Consider the following 16,588-nt stretch of genomic DNA (forward strand, 5'->3'; position numbering starts at 1 on the left):
CGACAGATGACAAGTTCGCCGGAAATGGCTCGAGAACCGGTCGGTACAAACTACCTTGCGCCGCCGGCCCTTGGATAACACCCCTATTCAGCGAGTTCGGCAGGCTCTGGAAACAGCGCGATGAAATCCAGCATCTGCTCGCCCAGCAGGTTCACGTGCCCGGACATGGCCTTGTCGGCGGCATCGCCGTCACCGCGTTCGATGGCGCCGATCACCTGCTCGTGCTCATCGACGGTATCCAGCCGCCGGCGCACCTTCTGCGTGACCATCTTGCGGTAGATCGACACCCGGTTGCGCAGGCCGCGCGTCTGGTCGGCGAGAAACTCGTTCTGGCTCGCCTCGTAGACGATCTCGTGGAAGCGCCGGTTGATCTCGTAAAACGCATCGACGTGGTTCGAATCGAGCGTCTCGCGCAGTTCCGCTTGCGTGTCGCGCAGACGCTGGATCTGCTGCGGCGTGGCCCGGCGCGCGGCGAGCCGCGCACACAGGCCTTCGAGTTCGGCCATGACCTGGAACATTTCAAGCAGCTTGCGGGCCGAGAGCGCCGCCACCATCGCGGGCTGGCGCGGCCGCATCGTGATCAGCGCTTCCGACGCCAATTGGCGCAGCGCCTCGCGAATTGGCGTGCGCGAACATTCGAACCGCTCCGACAACTCCGTTTCTTCCAGCCGCGACCCGGGCGGCAGTTGCCCCGACAGGATTTCGCGCTCAAGCGTCGTCAAAATCTCGTCCGCTCGGGTGGTCATGTGTATCTCCAGAACCCATTGCCTGTATTTCTTGCGGGCTAGATTGTCGCATGAAACGGTGCCCGAGCCGTCCGTGAAGATGCCTTGGGCGGGCTTCAGGCGGATTTCGACGCGCGGCGCGGCGCCAGATGCTGCTTCAGCACCGCATCGAGAATCTCGACGAAGCGCCGCGCCGCGTTCGACAGCGGCTCGACGTGCGAATACACGAGGCTCGCGGTCAGCCGGTGCGAGCCTTCGGCGCGCAGAGGCACGACATCGAGCGCGTCGCGCATGGCGTCGTCGATGCAGAACGGATCCACGATCGCCACGCCCACGCCCTCTCTCGCGAGCGTGCAGGCGCTGATGGCCGAACGCACGCGCACGACCGGCTCGGGCCTGCGCTCGTTGCTGAAGACCGTGCCGACAATGCGCCCGAGCGGCGTGTCGTGTTCATAGTCGATCCACGGCAGCGCTGCGATCTGCTTCGGCTCGAGCGCGCGCCGCTTCCCGAGCGTGCCCTTGCGCGCGACGCACAGCACCTGGCCGCTTTCCATCGGCACGGTGACGATGTTCGGATGCTGAACTTCGAACATCGACACACCAATCGTGCCCTTGCCGAACAGCACGCGCGGCACGAGGTGATTGTGGGTAAGCGGTTCGAACGAAACGGGCAGCTTACGGAATTCGGCATGAAAGCGCGCGATGGCGAGCGGCACCAGATGCACGCCGAGGCTCGGACTGCACACGACATTGAGCGTGCCGCTCGAACCGTCCGAGAGCGCGCGCACCAGATCGTCCACCCGTTCGATGCCTTCATACGCACGCATCACTTCCTCGAAGATGCGCTTGGCTTCCGGGGTCGGATACAGGCGGCCGCGCGTGCGCTCGAACAGCAGGAAGCCGAGCCGGCGCTCGGTCACTTGCAGCACGCGGCTCACCGACGGCTGCGCCACGTACAGCGAGCGCGCCGCCTCGCTGATGGAGCCGGTCATCATGATCGCGCGGAAGACCTCGATCTGACGCATGCTCATCGTGCGGGAATGGGGAGAGGCGTCGTCGTAGTTCATCTTCGGGCGCGGGAATGGGCGTTGGCCCGGCAGTTTAACGCGCAAGCCGGGGAGCCATGCATTGCGTCTATGGGATACCAAATTTGGACTATTTCACAGCGCGGAGCGCCGTTGATATCGTGCGAATCAAGTTGGTCTCTTCACGTTTTCTTCGCGTCGACTCATGACAGCTCCCATCTATTTCCTGAACCCGAACGGTCTCGCCGACGTCACGCGCGACATCGAGCGCACCGTTCGCGCACTGCGCGCCGGCGACGACGCGCCCGTCGCGTTCGACACGCTATACGCCGTGCCGGGCGGCATCGAAACCCAACGGGATGCGGATCGCGCCGCCGTCGCGGTCGCGGACTTCGTCGAGCAGCACGACGCGCACGCGGCGGCGTTCGTCATCGCCTGCTTCAGCGATCCAGGCCTGCACGCCGCCCGCGAAATCACGCGCCGGCCGGTGATCGGCATCGGCGCGGCGGCCATGGCGAGTGCGCTGGCGCTCGGTTCGCGCGTCGGCGTGATCGCAGCCGGAACGCGCGGCATGCCGCGCCACTGGCGGGCGTATCATGCTGCCCGCATCGGCGCGGCGGTGGCGGGCGAACGTGCGGTCGGACTGAGTGTCGAGGAATCGGGCAACCGTGCACTGGCGCTCGACAAGCTGATCGCCACCGGCCGTGCCCTGTGCGAAACGGACGGCGCGGATGCCATCGTGCTCGGCTGCGCCGGCATGACGCCCTTGCGTGCCGAACTCGAAGCGGCGCTCGGCGTGCCGGTGATCGATCCGTGTTCGAGCGCCGCCGCTCTGGCCTTCGCGGTCTGCCGCGAGCGGGGTGGCGCATGAACGACATCGCAGCGCCGCTGCCGCGTCTGGGCGTGCTCGGCGGCATGGGCCCGCTCGCCACGGCGGATTTCCTCGTCAAGCTGATCCAGGCGACGCCCGCCGCGTCCGATCAGGAACATATGCCGGTCATCGTGCACAACGTGCCGCAAGTGCCCGACCGCAGCACGGCGTTTCTCGCCGGCTCGGACGCGCCCTGGCCGCATCTGCTCGACGGCCTGCGCACGCTGGAACGCGCCGGCTGCTCGGCGATCGCGATCCCGTGCAATACCGCGCACGTGTGGCATCAGCGGCTGGCCGAAGCGAGCACGCTACCCGTGCTGCATATCGGCGAAGCGGCGCTGGCTGCGCTGACGCGCCGCTATCCGCGAGCGCGCCGCGTGGGCATCCTGGCAACGGCCGCGACGCTCAAGGCGCGCATCTATCACGATCAACTCGTGGCGCGCGGCATCGAGGCCATCGATCCGGAGCCGGCCATGCAGGCCATGTATGTGTCGGCGGGCATTGCGGCGGTGAAAGCCGGCCGGCTCGACGACGCCCGCGCGCTCTTGTCCGGCGCAGCGGATGCGCTGATGACACGCGGCGCCGACGCGCTGCTGCTCGCCTGCACGGAAATCCCGGTGGCGCTGGCCGGCGCCGCCTATCATGCGATCGACCCGACCGACGCGCTCGCGCGCGCCTGCGTCGACTGGTGGCTCGCGGCGCGCGCGGACAACGCGCAGCTTGCCGCGCAACCCTGAATTTTCAAGCGGATGACAGTTTATGCAGCAGTTTGATCTCACGATACGCAACGGCCGCGTCGCCTCCGACGAAGCGGTTTTCGAGGCGGATGTCGGCATTGTCGGCGACCGGATCGTTGAAGTGGCGCGCGGCCTGCCCGCCGGCAAGCGCGACATCGACGCCACCGGCAAGTACGTGCTTCCGGGCGGCATCGATACGCATTGCCACGTCGAGCAGCGCTCGGGCATGGGCATCATGGGCGCCGACGACTGGTACTCCGCAAGCGTCGGCGCGGCTTTCGGCGGCACGACGATGATCGTGCCCTTCGCCGCGCAGCATCGCGGGCATTCGCTCAAACAGGTAGCGGAAGAGTACGCGGCGCTCGCAACGGCGAAGTCGGTCATCGACTGGAGCTATCACCTGATCGTCTCGGAGACGGACAAGAAGACCTTGCAGGAAGATCTCGTCGAGCAGATCCGCAAGGGCATCACGTCGTTCAAGGTCTACATGACCTACGAGCAACTCAAGATCGACGACTATCAGATGCTCGACGTGCTCGCGCTCGCCGCCCGCGAACGCGCGCTCGTGATGGTGCACGCCGAGAACAACGACGTGATCCGCTGGGTCTCGCAGAAGCTGCTGGAGAATGGCCGCAGCGCGCCGAAATATCACGCGACGAGTCACGTGGCGCTCGCCGAAGCCGAAGCGACGAACCGCGTCATCCAGCTCTCGAAGCTGTTCGACGTGCCCGTGCTGATCGTGCACGTGTCCGCGCGCGACGCGCTCGCGACGATTGGCGCGGCGCAGCGCATGGGCGCGCAGGTCTACGGCGAAACCTGTCCGCATTACCTGCTGCTGACCGAAGACGCAATGGACCTGCCGGGCGTCGAAGGTGCAAAGTATTGCTGCAGCCCGCCGCTGCGCGACGCGGATGCGCAAGAAGCGCTGTGGACCGCGCTGAAGGACGGCGTGCTGCAAACCGTGTCGTCGGATCACGCGCCGTATCGTTTCGATGAAACCGGCAAGCTGCCGCACGGCGACGCCACCACCTTCAAGCAGATGGCCAACGGCATGCCCGGCCTCGAAGCGCGCCTGCCGCTGCTGTTCTCGGAAGGCTTCGTCAAGGGCCGCATGACGCTGCCCGAGTTCGTCGCATTGAGCGCGACGAATCACGCGCGCATGTACGGCATCGCGCCGCGCAAGGGCCTCGTGCAGGCGGGCGCGGACGCGGACATCGCCGTGTGGGACCCGCAGCACGAAGTCACGCTGACGGCCCCGGCGCTGCATGACCGCGTCGGCTACACGCCGTATGAAGGCATGACGGTGACCGGCTGGCCGCGCACCGTGATCAGCGCGGGACGCGTGATCGTCGATGACGGCGTGCTGCATGCACAGCCCGGCAGCGGCCGCTTCATTCCGCGCTCGACGCCGCTGCCCTTCCAGAACGAACGCGAAATCTCGGCGCGCGGCCAGTTCTTCCGCGCACTCGCCGACGGCAACGCCGAAGGCCACGCCGGCTTCGGCTACACGGACAAGCACTGAAACCGCATCACACAAGGAAACAGGAAGTCATGAGCAAGTCACGCAAAATCGGTCTCGCGGTCGCGCAAATGGGACCGGTCCATCTCGCCGACGACCGTCAGGCCGTCGTCAAGCGTCTGGTCGAGATGCTGAACGAGGCCAAGGCCCGCAGCGCGAAGTTCGTCGTGTTCCCGGAACTGGCGCTCACCACGTTCTTCCCGCGCTACTGGATGAGCGAGGAAGCGGCCATCGAACGCTTCTTCGAGCGCTCGATGCCGAACCCGGACGTGCAGCCGCTCTTCGACGCCGCGCGCAATGCGGGCATCGGCTTCTATCTCGGCTATGCGGAACTGACCGCGAAGGGTGAATGCTTCAACACCGCGATCATCGTCGATGACAGCGGCAAGATCGTCTCGAAGTATCGCAAGACGCATTTGCCGGGCCATTCGGATCACAAGCCGGACGCGCCCTTCCAGCATCTGGAGAAGAAGTTCTTCGAAGTGGGCAACACCGGCTTCCCGGTCGTCGAGACGATGGGCGCGAAGCTCGGCATGTGCATCTGCAACGACCGCCGCTGGCCGGAAACCTGGCGCGCGATGTCGCTGCAAGGCGCGGAACTTGGCGTGCTCGGCTACAACACGCCGTCGCTGAACATCCACTGGCCGGAGCCGGTGCATCTGCGCATGCACACGCATCTCGTCTCGCTGCAGGCGAGCGCCTATCAGAACGCGATGTGGATCGGCGCCGCAGCGAAGTGCGGCAAGGAAGACGGCTTCCATATGATCGGCGGCTCGGTGATCGTTGCGCCGTCGGGCGAGATTGCCGCGCAGACCGTGAGCGAGGAAGACGAAGTGATCTTCGCGAACATCGATCTCGCACTCGGCGACACCTTCCGCGAACACGTCTTCAACTTCGCGAAGCATCGCCGGCCGGAACACTACGGGCTGATCGTCGAACGCACCGGCGCAGGCGAGCCGCTGCCGCACGATCCCGACGCACTCAACTGATGCGTCCACGAGGAGACCACTGATGAACCAACCTCTCGACCACACGGCCGACGGCGCGCGCGGCGCCCCGCCGAAGTCGATCTTCGGCCCGCCGCACGTCCGCGCGCTGGTCGCGTCCATTTCCGGCTACGCCATGGACGGCTTCGACCTGCTGATCCTCGGCTTCATGCTGAGCCTGATCTCGGCGGACCTCGGCCTCACCTCGGCGCAGGCCGGCTCGCTCGTGACGTGGACGCTCGACGGCGGCGTCGCGGGCGGCATCGGCTTCGGCATTCTGAGCGACTATCTCGGCCGCGTGCGCGTGCTGACCTACACGATCCTGCTGTTCGCCGTGTTCACCGGGCTGTGCGCGTTCGCGCAGGGCTATCACGACCTGCTCGCGTACCGCTTCGTCGCGGGTCTCGGGCTGGGTGGCGAGTTCGGCATCGGCATGGCGCTCGCCATCGAGGCCTGGCCGGCTGAAAAGCGCGGCCGCGTCTCGTCGTATGTCGGCATGGGCTGGCAGATCGGCGTGCTGATCGCCGCCATCGTCACGCCGATCCTGCTGCCGCACATCGGCTGGCGCGGCATGTTCCTCGTCGGCCTCGCGCCCGCCGTGCTGTCCTTCGTGATCCGCAAGGCGATTGGCGAGTCCGAGATCTTCATCGAGAAGGCCGCCCGCAAGCGCCACGAGTTCCCGCTCAAAACGCTGTTCCGCGACCGCGAGACCACACGCCGCAGCATCGGCATGATCATCATGTGCTCGGTGCAGAACTTCGGCTATTACGGCCTCATCATCTGGATGCCCGGCTATCTGACGAAAGCCTTCGGCTTCACGCTCGCGAAGTCGGCGACGTGGACGGCGGCGTCGATCCTCGGCATGCTCGTGGGCATCTGGATCTTCGGGCAACTGGCGGACAAGATCGGCCGCAAGCCGACCTTTGTCATGTACCAGATCGGTGCGCTCGTGATGGTGTTCATCTACTCGCGCATGACCACGCCCGAGGCGCTGCTGATCGGCGGCATGGTGGTGGGCGTCTTCGTGAACGGCATGATGGGCGGCTACGGCGCGCTGATGGCCGAGCTCTACCCGACGCATGCACGCGGCACCGCGCAGAACGTGCTGTGGAGCATCGGGCGCGCGGTGGGCGGCTTCGGGCCGCTGGCGATCGGCGCGGTGGCGAGCTATTACTCGTTCGGTATCGCGATCGCGGCGCTGGCGTGCATCTATGTCGTCGATGTCATCGCCACCCTCACGCTCATTCCGGAGCTGAAGGGCGTCGAGCTCGAATAAGAACAGAAGTCGCGCCGGCGCACGCCGGCGCGACTTTCGTACTCGCGGCCGGCCTTCGCGCCGCCGCATCTCCCGGCAAGTCTCCCCGTTTCCTCGCGCGACCCGCCCCTTCAGCGCAGGTCAGCGCGCATCTCCCTCACGCCACGCCCGAGTTTCCGACGCAGCAACGTGCGCAGCGTCGCCGAATCGGCATAGCCGACTTCGCTCGCGATGGTTTCCAGATCGCATCCGGCCGACACGAGCTGTTGCGCCCGCTCGATGCGCAGATCCTGAAAGAACGCCAGCGGCGATTTGCCGAGCACCGCCTCCGTGCGCCGTTGCAGCGTGCGCGGGCCGACGCACAGCGCGCTCGCGGCCTCCTTAAGAGAGAAGCCGTGCGACAGGTGATCGCGCGACCAACGCTCGAACCGAGCGATCAGCGGGTCGGCGTGCGCGACGTAATCCGGCACGATGTAGTGCGCCTGTGAGGAGCGCTTGTCGATCAGCAGGAAGCGCGCGACGAGCGTCGCGAGTTCCGGACTCGCCTGCCGCACGAGCCAGAGCGCGAGGTCGAGATGACCCATCGCCGAACCCGCCGTGACGACGCGGCGCGACGCGACCACCATGCGCGAGTCGTCGAGATCGACGGCCGGAAAGCGCTGCCGGAACGCGGGCGCAAGCGACCACGTGGTGGTGGCCTTGCCGTCGTCCAGCAAGCCCGCTTCCGCCAGCACGAACGTGCCGGTGCATGCGGCCGCGATTCCGATACCTTCGGCATGCCAGGCGCGCAGATGGTCGATTGTCTTGCGCACGTCCGGCCGCGCGAGCGCCTCGATCAGCGGCCCCGGCTGCTTGGCGTTGAGCGCGGGCACCACCACCCAGTCTGACTGGCGCACCGTGCCGAGCGGCTCGACCTGCGCGGAAAAGCCCAGCGCGGTGCGCACGCGCCGCCGTACGCCGACCAGATTCACGTCGAAGGGCACATGCGCGGAACCCTGCGCCGCCGCCAGTTCGTTGGCGGTCGCGAGCGTGTCCAGCAGCGCGGCAAGGCCGGTGTCGAAAACGCCATCGAGCGCGAAGATTGAAAGTCGCATGTCGCAAATGATGCCATTAATGTCATTTGCGACTATAGTCCGCGACCGGCGCGGCGTCTAGACTGCCCAGCATACCGACCCAAGTCCGCATCGATGAAGCTCACCCCCGAACTGCTTTTCCTGACGCTCGCCGCATCCGCCACTGCGCTGATGTGGCTTCCCTATACGCTCGCGCGCATGCTCAAGTGGGGCGTGCCCGCAGCGCTGGCCAATCCGGACACCGCGCAGCGCCCCGATCCCGTCTGGGCCCGGCGGGCAAAGCTTGCACACGCCAACGCGATCGAAAACCTCGCGGTGTTCGCCCCGCTCGTGCTGGTCGCGGCCGCGATCGGCGCCAGCACGCCCGGAACCGTGCTTGCCGCGAAGGTCTACCTGGGCGCGCGCCTGCTTCACTATCTGGTCTATGCCGCCGGCATTCCGCTCGTCCGAACGCTCGCCTTCCTTGCCGGATTCGGCGCGACACTGGTGTTCGCCGCCGCCATCCTCGGTCATGCCGCCTGATTCAATCCCATCGACAGGAACTCATCCATGAACGCCACGCCGCATTCCGTTCTCGACACCATCGGCAATACCGCGCTGCTGACGCTCCGCCGCGTCGTGCCGTCCAATGGCGCGCGCCTCTCCCTGAAACTGGAAAGCCAGAATCCGACCGGCAGCATGAAAGACCGCATCGCGCTGGCGATGATCGACGCGCCCGAGCGCGACGGCCGCCTGAAGCCCGGCGGCGCGGTGGTCGAATACACCGGTGGCAGCACCGGCGTGTCGCTGGCGCTGGTGTGCGCGGTGAAACAGCATCCGCTGCATCTGGTGAGTTCGGACGCGTTCTCGAAGGAGAAGCTCGATCACATGCGGCTGCTCGGCGCGCGGCTGACGATCGTCCCGAGCGAAAACGGCAAGCAGACGGAGAAGCTCACGCGCGACATGATCCGCGAGGCGCATCGCATCGCGGAAGAAACCGGCGCGTACATCACTGCGCAGATGGAGAACACGGACCAGCTTCATGCCTACACGAAGATGGGCGACGAAATCTGGCAGCAGACGGAAGGCCGCATCGACGCCTTCGTGCAGAGCGTCGGCACGTCCGCATCGCTGCGCGGCATCTCGGCGACCTTGCGCGGTCATGACGCCCGCGTGCGCGTGGTCGGTGTCGAGCCGGCGGAGTCCGCCGTGCTGTCGGGCGGGCCGAGCGGCGCGCACAAGATCGACGGCATCGGCGCGGGTTATGTCGTGCCGCTGTGGCATGACCGCATCGCGGACGAACTGGAACGCGTCTCCACCGCCGATGCCCGCGCCATGGCCTTTCGCCTCGCCGCCGAGGAAGGGCTGTTCTGCGGCACCTCGACCGGTGCGAACGTCACGGCGGCCTTGCGCGTGGCCGAGCGTCTCGCGCCGGATGCGCACATCGTCACCATCATGTGCGATACCGGCATGAAGTACCTGAAGTCGTACGCGCAGACGCTCGACGGCGCCGCATAGCTAACCCAGGATCGGATGCGACGTGCCGGGGATCGGGTAGCCGCGATTGTCGGTGGGCACGAGTTGCGTCTGAAACGCGACGAACAACGCCTGGAACTTGCCGTCCACTTCCACCATCACGGCGCCGTCCTGGAAGACGCCGTTCTCGTTCGAATGGTCCCTGACCTTGCTGCCTTTCGCGGGCTTCGGATTGCCCTGATTCATGTGCGTTTCGTGCAGGCCGTCCTTGTCCGGTTCGAACAGGAAACCAAAGCCGTACACGGTGATGTCCTTCGTCGGTTTCCAGCCGCGCCGGTTGTCCTTGTAGGTCGGCGTCGGATAGACGTAAGGCACGCCGTTGCCCGACATATCGAGCTGCAACATCTCGTTGAGCAACTCATTGATGTCGTTGTGCTCGCCTGCCTCATCGAGCGCGATGGGGCGCATTGCGCTCAGGTCGACGAGCTTCGTATCGTGCACATAGTCCAGCTTCGGGAAGTTCGACGTGGACACGCCTGCCGCGAGCTTCGTGAGATCGGCGGTCATCGGATGCTCGAAGTATTGATTCCACTGGTACAGCACGAAGTAGCCTTCGGGGCCAGCCAGCGAGCTGTCCGACTTCACATTGGTGACGATGCGGAACTCCTGGCCCTGCTGATCCTCGCTGACGATCACATAATGCGGATCGCCTTTGTAACCCTGCAGAAAGGGAACGCCGAGCGTGACCTTGCCCTTGAAGAGAACGTATTCGTTGCGTGCCATGAGCGTGGCTCCTGAAGTGGACCGCTCTCATTGGATAGCTTGCGTATGACAGCGTTCCGTTCGATGCACGGATGAACTCATGCACTGTCACGGCACGGTCATGCCGATGACAATAATGTCTCGTGACAACGCGAATCTTCCCCACGACGAGACACACGCACATGGTCACGAAGAACCCGCAAGACTCCGCACCGCTCGCTTCGCGCCGAGGTTTTCTGAAGTTCGCGGGCGCCTCCGGCCTCGCCACGGCGGCGGGCGCGATGAGCCGCTCCGCTTCAGCGACGACAGCAACCCCGGACGGCACGCCCGAACAGATCCACCTGACCTGGGGCGAGGATCCGTCGAGCGAAGTGGTCATCAGCTGGGCATCGCTTGCACAGGCCACTGCGCCGCGCGTGCGGCTGCAATCGGACGATGGCCATGCGCACGTCTTTCATGCCGTGCAGCGCACCTATACGGATGGCCTCAACGGCGAGATCGTGTGTACCTACCATGCGCGCCTGCACGACCTCCGTTCCAACACCCAATACCACTACGAAGTCACCGCCGACAACGACAGCAACGCCGGCCAGCCCTTCACGTCGAGCTTCCGCACCGCGCCGCGCGGCCGTCACGCGTTCCGCTTCACCAGCTATGGCGACCTGGCGACGCCGAACACGAACTGGGTGCTGTCGTCGCCACAGAGCCGCTTCGCGGTGCAGGCGGTGGAGCGCTTCGAGCCGCTGTTCCATCTCTTGAACGGCGACCTCTGCTACGCCAACCTCAATCCCGCGAGCCAGCCGGATGTGTGGCGCGACTTCGGCAACAACGCGCAGACGTCCGCCGCGAACCGTCCGTGGATGCCGTGCCCGGGCAATCACGAGATCGAGTTTCACAACGGCCGGCAGGGCTTCGATTCGTATCTGACGCGCTACACGCTGCCTGACAACGGCACGCGTTATCCGGGCCGCTGGTACAGCTTCCGCGTGAGTTCGGTGCTGTTCGTTTCGCTCGATTCCGATGACGTCGTCTATCAGGACGGCGCCGCCTTCGTGGCCGGGCCCAATCCGCTCGTGCCGGCCGCGAGCACCGGCAATCCGCCGATCACCCCCGGCACCTCGTTCTATGTGCGCGGCTACAGCCAGGGCGAGCAGACGCGCTGGCTCGAAAAGACCTTGCGCGAAGCCTCGCACGATGACGGCATCGACTGGATCATCGTGCAGATGCATCAGGACGCGCTCAGTTCGTCGAAGACGGGAAATGGCTCCGACAAGGGCATCCGCGAAGCGTGGCTGCCGCTGTTCGACCGCTATGGCGTCGATCTCGTGCTGTGCGGCCACGATCACGACTATGAACGCAGCCATCCGGTGCGCGGCTGCAATCATCACGCGGGCCGCGACGCCGTGACGGGCGAACGTGTGGATACGCTGCAACCGCGCCCCGTGCACGGTTCGCCGCGCGCGAACGATCCGATCGATACATCGCACGGCACCGTGCATCTGATTCTCGGCGGCGGCGGCACCAGCGCACCGCTCGACGTCTACGGCACCGACACGGGCACCGGCCTGCCGCAAGCGCAAGTCTTCACGAAGCCGAACCGGCCCGTGCCCGGCACGACGGCGGGCACGTTCGTTCGGCCTGTTGCGGATGCCGTCGAGGACGCGATCTGGTCGGCGCAACGCGATACGGGCACGGGCTACGGCATCGCCGTATTCGATCACGACCCGGGCGAACACGGCGGCCGCACCTCCATCACGATCAACTACTATCACGCCCCCGGCGCCGACAAGACGCCGACGGCGGACTACGAGCTTTTCGAAACCATCGTGCTGGAGAAATCGCGCGGACGTTGATCTTCGGCGCCGGCTACCTCGTCCTCGTCGATGGCGTCCGCTTCGGCCGGGCGCACGAGCAAGGCAAGGAGTTCGGGCTTGAGGCCATCGCCGCGCGGGGCGAAAAGCGCGTGAAGCGGTAGAAGCGGCAACATGGCTGAACCTCTTTTGAGCGGGGAGTCGAGCCGTCATCCTGATGCTCGCGCGGCCCCGCCGCGCCCTGTTTCTTGCTGAGTCATTGTCTACATGCTCGGTACGTTTCTTGCCCCTCTTTCTGTTCCGCGAGACAAAGGACACGGACATGAAAAAGGGAAACGACGACGCGTTAGCGGAAGCAAGCTTCTCGACTTACGCCGATCCGCTGATCGGCGAGGCGTCCGCGCAGGCCGCGGTGCTCGAAGACAGCACGGACGCCGAGGACTTGCACAAGCTGCGTGTTGCACTGCGGCGACTGCGCACGCTGCTGTGGGCCTATCGCCCGATTCTGAAGAAGGATTTCGACGACCAACAGCGCGTCCTCCTGAAGTATCTGGCCGGCGCGGCGGGCAACACGCGCGACTGGGACATCCTGATCGAACTGGTCGACAAGAAGGGCAGCGCGCCATTGCTCGACGCCTTCCGCGAACAACGCACCGCCACCGCAGCAAAAAGCCGCGATACGCTCTCGCACGCGAAGCTGAAACAGATGCTGCACGAGTCGCTGAGCGAGGCGAATCGCGAACTCAATACGGCGCCGCGACGCACGCCGCTGACCCAGTTCGCCCGAAAGCGCGTTGCGTCGGCGCAGAAACAATTGAGCAAGCGCATCCGCCTGGCCGCAAAGGCCAAAGGCGCGGATTACACCCAGTTGCACGATATACGCAAGGCGGGCAAGAAGGTGCGCTATCTGGTCGAGTTTTTCGAGCCGCTTCTCGGCGGCAAGCAACGCAAGACGCTAAAGGGCCTCAAGCGGATGCAGAAGCGCTTCGGCGCATTGAACGATGTCGTGGCGAGCCGCGCGCTCCTCGAACAGCATCTCGACGCGCTGCCGGATGGCGCAGCCGCGCAGAAGGCGCTGCGCTCGCTCAGGAAGGAGCAGAAGCGGCGCACGAAAGCAGCGGTGAAGTTGCTGTGAGGAATCACCCGCGCGCGACGATCCCGCGCGGCAGATGCGGCGCGTTCTGCGCAATCTGATCGAGTTCGTCGCGCACGCCGTCGATGTCGCGCATATCGTGCAGATAGGGATCCGCGGCGTGAATCGCTTCCAGACGGCGTCGCACGGCGCCGTACTGCGCGCCCGCGCGCCGATGCAACTCGGCGCGCTCGCTGTAGCGCAGAAAGGTCTGCAAGGAGGCGAGCACGGCAGCGCCGATACTCGTCAACCCGATGACGATACGCAATTGCGGCGAGATGGCGGTCGCGACAAGCGAGAGAAACGCCGAGGTGCCTGTAGCGGTCGTGATGCCGATGACAGCCAGCCCGAGCTTCCTGCCGCTCGCGGTCAGACGGTCGGCCATTGTGTAGTGACGAATCTGCGATTCGCGGGCCCGTCTGATCCAGTTCAGCACCAGTGCCCGCGCATCCTGCGGCGGCTCGTAGGTTTGGTGTAACGATGCGGTCATATTCAATGCAGGGTTCGAGTGAAACCCAGTGTAGCGTCCGACCGTGGACAAACCGTGTCCTGGTCGCGCGTTCTGAAGCGCGCTCCAACGCCTCCGTGAATTCGCTGGACAGAACTGAAAAGCCACGCTTCTTCGGGCAATTGAATCGCGCGTGGCTGCGTACACTTCTCTACATGGCGCAACACACCGCGCCAGTAAAAGCGAAGCGATATTCACTGAGCAAACCGGCTTACCCTCAAATTTTTACCGGTTGCAGCATGTGTCGTAGTCGCGGAAGTTCCGGAGTGGTTGCAGTAGCGGAAGTAGCGGGAGTGGCGTTGGCGGGGTGCAGGACGTCGTTGAAACAAGCTTCACAAGCAGGTGCAGTGTGCCGTTTCAGCAGTAGCAGTAACAACACAAAAGCAGCAGTAAGAGACGTACCGGTAGACGTAAAAAACTTGCCCCGGCCGAGCGCATCCGCCGGGGCTTTTCTTTGGCTCGGCGGTTTTCGCGTTCAGGGAAGGGGCACGCCGCGCCGGACGCGGCTATCGATGCAAAAGATCGTGCAAGGTGCTCCACAAGAAAATTCACCTTGGGTACACTAGCTGCTGCCCGACAGGGCGATACCCTGCGAACGGTAGCGCGAGAACAAAAACATCGGAGCGATTTTGAGGAAACGAGCCACGGTCGTCTGCCGGAGAGGCAAACACATTCTGCTGGTCGCGCGGCGCGAATCCAAATGGGCGCTGCCCGGCGGCATCCTCAAGCGCGGCGAAGCTCTTTCGGACGCCGCGCTCCGCGAGCTGAAAGAAGAAACCCGTCTGTCGGGCAAGTCGGCAAAACACCTGTTCAACTATCGCGGCGACCAGAAACATCACCACGTGTTTTTCTGCGACGTCTCGAAGAGCGCAAAAGCTCGCGCCAACAATGAGATCGCGCGGTGCCGCTGGGTGCATGTCGACGAGATCGCGCGGCTCGCCACCAGTTCGCCCACCAAGGTCATCGTCAAGATTCTCGGCGAGAAGCGCAACAGCGTGCGCGGCAAGTAGCGTCAAAGCGCGGCGCACGCGCATCGGTTACCCTGAGAACCTTTTGCGTTCCAGGCGCCCGCCTGACAGCCCATGAACACGCCCCAAGAAGACTACGCGCTCAATCTCGACCTCATGTCCGCCGACGACATCGCGGCGACGCTCCCCGCCAGCGTGCTTGCCACGCTGCACGGCACCGACATCACCGTGTTCCGCGTCCCCGACGATGCCTCCGATACCGCCGCATGCAGCGAGCGCTTCGGCATCGACCTGGAGGACTGCGCGAACACCATCGTCGTGCGATTCAAGAAGGACGGCGGCGAACACTATGCGGCGATCGTCACGCTCGCCTCGAAGCGGCTCGATGTGAACGGCGCGGTCAAGCGCGCACTCGGCGCACAGCGCATCTCGTTCGCGTCGCGCGAAGTGGCGACCGAACACTCGGGCATGGAGTATGGCGGCATCACCGCCTTCGGCGTGCCGGCGTCGTGGCTCGTGCTGGTGGAGGCCGCCGTCATGGAGCGCGCGCGCGTGGTGATGGGCGCCGGCGTGCGCGAGGCGAAGCTGCTGATGTCGCCGCAACGGCTGCTCGCGCTGCCGAACACGACGGTCGCGGCGCTCGCCACCTGAACCTTCACGGGCACGCGCGTTGCCCGCTCACTTGCCCGGCGTCAGCACCACTCTGAAGCGCGCCTTGCCGCTCATCATGCGGTCGTAGGCTTCCGCCGCGCGCGACAGCGGATATTCCTCGATCATCGGCTTCACGCCGGAAAGCGCGCTGAACGCGAGCGTCTCCTGCGAATCCGCCGCCGTGCCGGACGGCCAGCCCTGCACCGAGTTACGCCCCATGATGAACTGCGTGATCGGCACTTCGACGGGTTCGTCGGAGATGCCCACCATGATCATCTTGCCGTTCAGCCCAAGCCCGCCGATGGCCGCGTTCATCGCGCGGCCGCTCGTCGCTGTCGCCAGGATCACGCGCGCGCCACCGAGCGCCTTCAGTTCATCGGCGACATTCTGTGCTTCGCTGTCGATGTAATGATGCGCGCCCAGTTCCTTCGCCAGCGGCGCCTTGTCCTGACCGCGCGCGATCGCCACGGTCTCGAAACCCATCTTGCGCGCGAACTGCACGCCCAGATGCCCCAGCCCGCCGATACCCAGCACCGCGACCACATCGCCGGCACGCGCGCCGCTGTTGCGCAGCGCATTGAAGGTGGTGATGCCGGCGCAGAGGAGCGGCGCGGCATCGACGTCGGACAGATCGTCGGGCATGCGCGCCAGCGCTTCCTGCGGCGCCACCATGTAGTCCGCATAGCCGCCGTCGTAGCTGATGCCGGGCACGAGCCCCTTCTGGCAAAGCACGAAGTCGCCATGTCGACAATGCTCGCAATGGCCGCAGTGCCCACCGTGCCAGCCCACGCCGATGCGCTGTCCTTGCTGCCATCCTTCGACGCCCGCCCCGAGTTTCTCGATCACGCCCGCGATTTCATGCCCCGGCACGCGCGGAAACTGGAGTCCCGGCCACAAGCCTTCCTTCGTCAGTGAATCGCTATGACAGATGCCGCACGCCTGAACCTTGATGAGCACATGGCCTTCCGGCGGTTCCGGCACGTCGCGCTCGACCACTTCGAGCGGACCATTCGCTTGCGCCACCTGCACTGCCTTCATCTTCGCCATGGCTTGCTCCTGTCGCATGAAAGAGATTTCGGAGGACACGCAAAGAGTTTCAGAATAGGATGC

At 65.3% G+C, this 16,588-nt stretch carries 18 protein-coding genes; 12 read left to right on the top strand and 6 right to left on the bottom strand.

Annotated elements, in window-relative coordinates; all coding sequences use genetic code 11:
* Nucleotides 1-83: 83 nt before the first annotated feature.
* On the bottom strand, nucleotides 84-746 hold the full coding sequence (locus tag QCE88_RS22655) for a GntR family transcriptional regulator (RefSeq protein WP_309906316.1): 663 nt from the start codon (nucleotides 744-746) through the stop codon (nucleotides 84-86).
* A gap of 95 nt (nucleotides 747-841) precedes the next feature.
* Nucleotides 842-1,792, bottom strand: coding sequence for a LysR substrate-binding domain-containing protein (locus tag QCE88_RS22660; RefSeq protein WP_309906318.1), 951 nt, complete (start codon nucleotides 1,790-1,792; stop codon nucleotides 842-844).
* Nucleotides 1,793-1,955: 163 nt separating this feature from the next.
* Here QCE88_RS22660 and QCE88_RS22665 point away from each other — a divergent pair, with 163 nt between their 5' ends.
* Genes QCE88_RS22665 through QCE88_RS22685 form a run of 5 tightly spaced genes read left to right on the top strand, consistent with a single transcriptional unit; the run spans nucleotide 1,956 to nucleotide 7,139 of the window.
* On the top strand, nucleotides 1,956-2,621 hold the full coding sequence (locus QCE88_RS22665; protein ID WP_309906320.1) for an aspartate/glutamate racemase family protein: 666 nt from the start codon (nucleotides 1,956-1,958) through the stop codon (nucleotides 2,619-2,621).
* Entirely contained in the window at nucleotides 2,618-3,358 is a 741-nt protein-coding gene (locus tag QCE88_RS22670) for an amino acid racemase (RefSeq protein WP_309906323.1), read from the top strand. The genes QCE88_RS22665 and QCE88_RS22670 overlap by 4 nt, the downstream gene beginning before the upstream one ends.
* Before the next feature lie 22 nt (nucleotides 3,359-3,380).
* Nucleotides 3,381-4,880 (top strand): dihydropyrimidinase, encoded by a 1,500-nt coding sequence (gene hydA, locus QCE88_RS22675; RefSeq protein ID WP_309906325.1) that lies wholly within the window; start codon nucleotides 3,381-3,383, stop codon nucleotides 4,878-4,880.
* 29 nt (nucleotides 4,881-4,909) lie between these two features.
* Nucleotides 4,910-5,866, top strand: a complete 957-nt coding sequence (locus QCE88_RS22680; protein ID WP_309906327.1) for an N-carbamoyl-D-amino-acid hydrolase — start codon at nucleotides 4,910-4,912, stop codon at nucleotides 5,864-5,866.
* Nucleotides 5,867-5,888: 22 nt separating this feature from the next.
* On the top strand, nucleotides 5,889-7,139 hold the full coding sequence (locus QCE88_RS22685) for an MFS transporter (RefSeq protein ID WP_309906329.1): 1,251 nt from the start codon (nucleotides 5,889-5,891) through the stop codon (nucleotides 7,137-7,139).
* A gap of 110 nt (nucleotides 7,140-7,249) precedes the next feature.
* On the opposite strand, the gene QCE88_RS22690 is transcribed toward QCE88_RS22685, so the two are convergent.
* On the bottom strand, nucleotides 7,250-8,212 hold the full coding sequence (locus tag QCE88_RS22690; protein WP_309906331.1) for a helix-turn-helix domain-containing protein: 963 nt from the start codon (nucleotides 8,210-8,212) through the stop codon (nucleotides 7,250-7,252).
* A gap of 93 nt (nucleotides 8,213-8,305) precedes the next feature.
* Here QCE88_RS22690 and QCE88_RS22695 point away from each other — a divergent pair, with 93 nt between their 5' ends.
* Both QCE88_RS22695 and QCE88_RS22700 read left to right on the top strand, forming a co-directional pair.
* A complete protein-coding gene (locus tag QCE88_RS22695) occupies nucleotides 8,306-8,713 on the top strand; it encodes an MAPEG family protein (RefSeq protein ID WP_309906334.1) in 408 nt (135 codons plus the stop codon).
* Between the two features lie 27 nt (nucleotides 8,714-8,740).
* Complete coding sequence (locus QCE88_RS22700) at nucleotides 8,741-9,688, top strand: cysteine synthase family protein (RefSeq protein WP_309906336.1); 948 nt, start codon at nucleotides 8,741-8,743, stop codon at nucleotides 9,686-9,688.
* Here the strand turns inward: QCE88_RS22700 and QCE88_RS22705 are convergent, their stop codons facing one another.
* Nucleotides 9,689-10,429 carry a DUF2278 family protein gene (locus QCE88_RS22705; RefSeq protein WP_309906338.1) on the bottom strand — a complete coding sequence of 247 codons (741 nt, stop codon included), beginning with the start codon at nucleotides 10,427-10,429 and terminating at the stop codon, nucleotides 9,689-9,691. It lies immediately after the preceding gene.
* Nucleotides 10,430-10,590: 161 nt separating this feature from the next.
* Here QCE88_RS22705 and QCE88_RS22710 point away from each other — a divergent pair, with 161 nt between their 5' ends.
* The 3 genes from QCE88_RS22710 to QCE88_RS22720 all read left to right on the top strand — a co-directional run bounded on the left by QCE88_RS22710 (nucleotide 10,591) and on the right by QCE88_RS22720 (nucleotide 13,354).
* Nucleotides 10,591-12,261: a fibronectin type III domain-containing protein gene (locus QCE88_RS22710; RefSeq protein WP_309906340.1), complete on the top strand. Its 1,671-nt coding sequence runs from the start codon at nucleotides 10,591-10,593 to the stop codon at nucleotides 12,259-12,261.
* Nucleotides 12,258-12,383 (top strand): hypothetical protein, encoded by a 126-nt coding sequence (locus QCE88_RS22715; RefSeq protein WP_309906342.1) that lies wholly within the window; start codon nucleotides 12,258-12,260, stop codon nucleotides 12,381-12,383. The genes QCE88_RS22710 and QCE88_RS22715 overlap by 4 nt, the downstream gene beginning before the upstream one ends.
* Nucleotides 12,384-12,541: 158 nt before the next feature.
* Nucleotides 12,542-13,354: a CHAD domain-containing protein gene (locus QCE88_RS22720; RefSeq protein ID WP_309906344.1), complete on the top strand. Its 813-nt coding sequence runs from the start codon at nucleotides 12,542-12,544 to the stop codon at nucleotides 13,352-13,354.
* A gap of 4 nt (nucleotides 13,355-13,358) precedes the next feature.
* Here QCE88_RS22720 and QCE88_RS22725 read toward each other — a convergent pair whose 3' ends face one another.
* Nucleotides 13,359-13,841 (bottom strand): SLATT domain-containing protein, encoded by a 483-nt coding sequence (locus QCE88_RS22725; RefSeq protein ID WP_309906346.1) that lies wholly within the window; start codon nucleotides 13,839-13,841, stop codon nucleotides 13,359-13,361.
* A gap of 647 nt (nucleotides 13,842-14,488) precedes the next feature.
* Between QCE88_RS22725 and QCE88_RS22730 the strand changes: the two genes are divergently transcribed.
* Nucleotides 14,489-14,869: an NUDIX domain-containing protein gene (locus tag QCE88_RS22730; RefSeq protein ID WP_309906348.1), complete on the top strand. Its 381-nt coding sequence runs from the start codon at nucleotides 14,489-14,491 to the stop codon at nucleotides 14,867-14,869.
* A gap of 72 nt (nucleotides 14,870-14,941) precedes the next feature.
* On the top strand, nucleotides 14,942-15,478 hold the full coding sequence (locus QCE88_RS22735) for a YbaK/EbsC family protein (RefSeq protein ID WP_309906350.1): 537 nt from the start codon (nucleotides 14,942-14,944) through the stop codon (nucleotides 15,476-15,478).
* 27 nt (nucleotides 15,479-15,505) lie between these two features.
* Here the strand turns inward: QCE88_RS22735 and QCE88_RS22740 are convergent, their stop codons facing one another.
* Nucleotides 15,506-16,525, bottom strand: a complete 1,020-nt coding sequence (locus QCE88_RS22740; protein ID WP_309906352.1) for an alcohol dehydrogenase — start codon at nucleotides 16,523-16,525, stop codon at nucleotides 15,506-15,508.
* Nucleotides 16,526-16,588: the final 63 nt, after the last annotated feature.

It is taken from the genome of Caballeronia sp. LZ035, assembly GCF_031451175.1.
Classification (GTDB): domain Bacteria; phylum Pseudomonadota; class Gammaproteobacteria; order Burkholderiales; family Burkholderiaceae; genus Caballeronia.

Coding starts and splice junctions, on each gene's coding strand:
- QCE88_RS22655 (WP_309906316.1), bottom strand. CDS start 746: ATGACCACCCGAGCGGACGAGATTTTGACGACGCTTGAGCGCGAAATC.
- QCE88_RS22660 (WP_309906318.1), bottom strand. CDS start 1,792: ATGAACTACGACGACGCCTCTCCCCATTCCCGCACGATGAGCATGCGT.
- QCE88_RS22665 (WP_309906320.1), top strand. CDS start 1,956: ATGACAGCTCCCATCTATTTCCTGAACCCGAACGGTCTCGCCGACGTC.
- QCE88_RS22670 (WP_309906323.1), top strand. CDS start 2,618: ATGAACGACATCGCAGCGCCGCTGCCGCGTCTGGGCGTGCTCGGCGGC.
- hydA (WP_309906325.1), top strand. CDS start 3,381: ATGCAGCAGTTTGATCTCACGATACGCAACGGCCGCGTCGCCTCCGAC.
- QCE88_RS22680 (WP_309906327.1), top strand. CDS start 4,910: ATGAGCAAGTCACGCAAAATCGGTCTCGCGGTCGCGCAAATGGGACCG.
- QCE88_RS22685 (WP_309906329.1), top strand. CDS start 5,889: ATGAACCAACCTCTCGACCACACGGCCGACGGCGCGCGCGGCGCCCCG.
- QCE88_RS22690 (WP_309906331.1), bottom strand. CDS start 8,212: ATGCGACTTTCAATCTTCGCGCTCGATGGCGTTTTCGACACCGGCCTT.
- QCE88_RS22695 (WP_309906334.1), top strand. CDS start 8,306: ATGAAGCTCACCCCCGAACTGCTTTTCCTGACGCTCGCCGCATCCGCC.
- QCE88_RS22700 (WP_309906336.1), top strand. CDS start 8,741: ATGAACGCCACGCCGCATTCCGTTCTCGACACCATCGGCAATACCGCG.
- QCE88_RS22705 (WP_309906338.1), bottom strand. CDS start 10,429: ATGGCACGCAACGAATACGTTCTCTTCAAGGGCAAGGTCACGCTCGGC.
- QCE88_RS22710 (WP_309906340.1), top strand. CDS start 10,591: ATGGTCACGAAGAACCCGCAAGACTCCGCACCGCTCGCTTCGCGCCGA.
- QCE88_RS22720 (WP_309906344.1), top strand. CDS start 12,542: ATGAAAAAGGGAAACGACGACGCGTTAGCGGAAGCAAGCTTCTCGACT.
- QCE88_RS22725 (WP_309906346.1), bottom strand. CDS start 13,841: ATGACCGCATCGTTACACCAAACCTACGAGCCGCCGCAGGATGCGCGG.
- QCE88_RS22735 (WP_309906350.1), top strand. CDS start 14,942: ATGAACACGCCCCAAGAAGACTACGCGCTCAATCTCGACCTCATGTCC.
- QCE88_RS22740 (WP_309906352.1), bottom strand. CDS start 16,525: ATGGCGAAGATGAAGGCAGTGCAGGTGGCGCAAGCGAATGGTCCGCTC.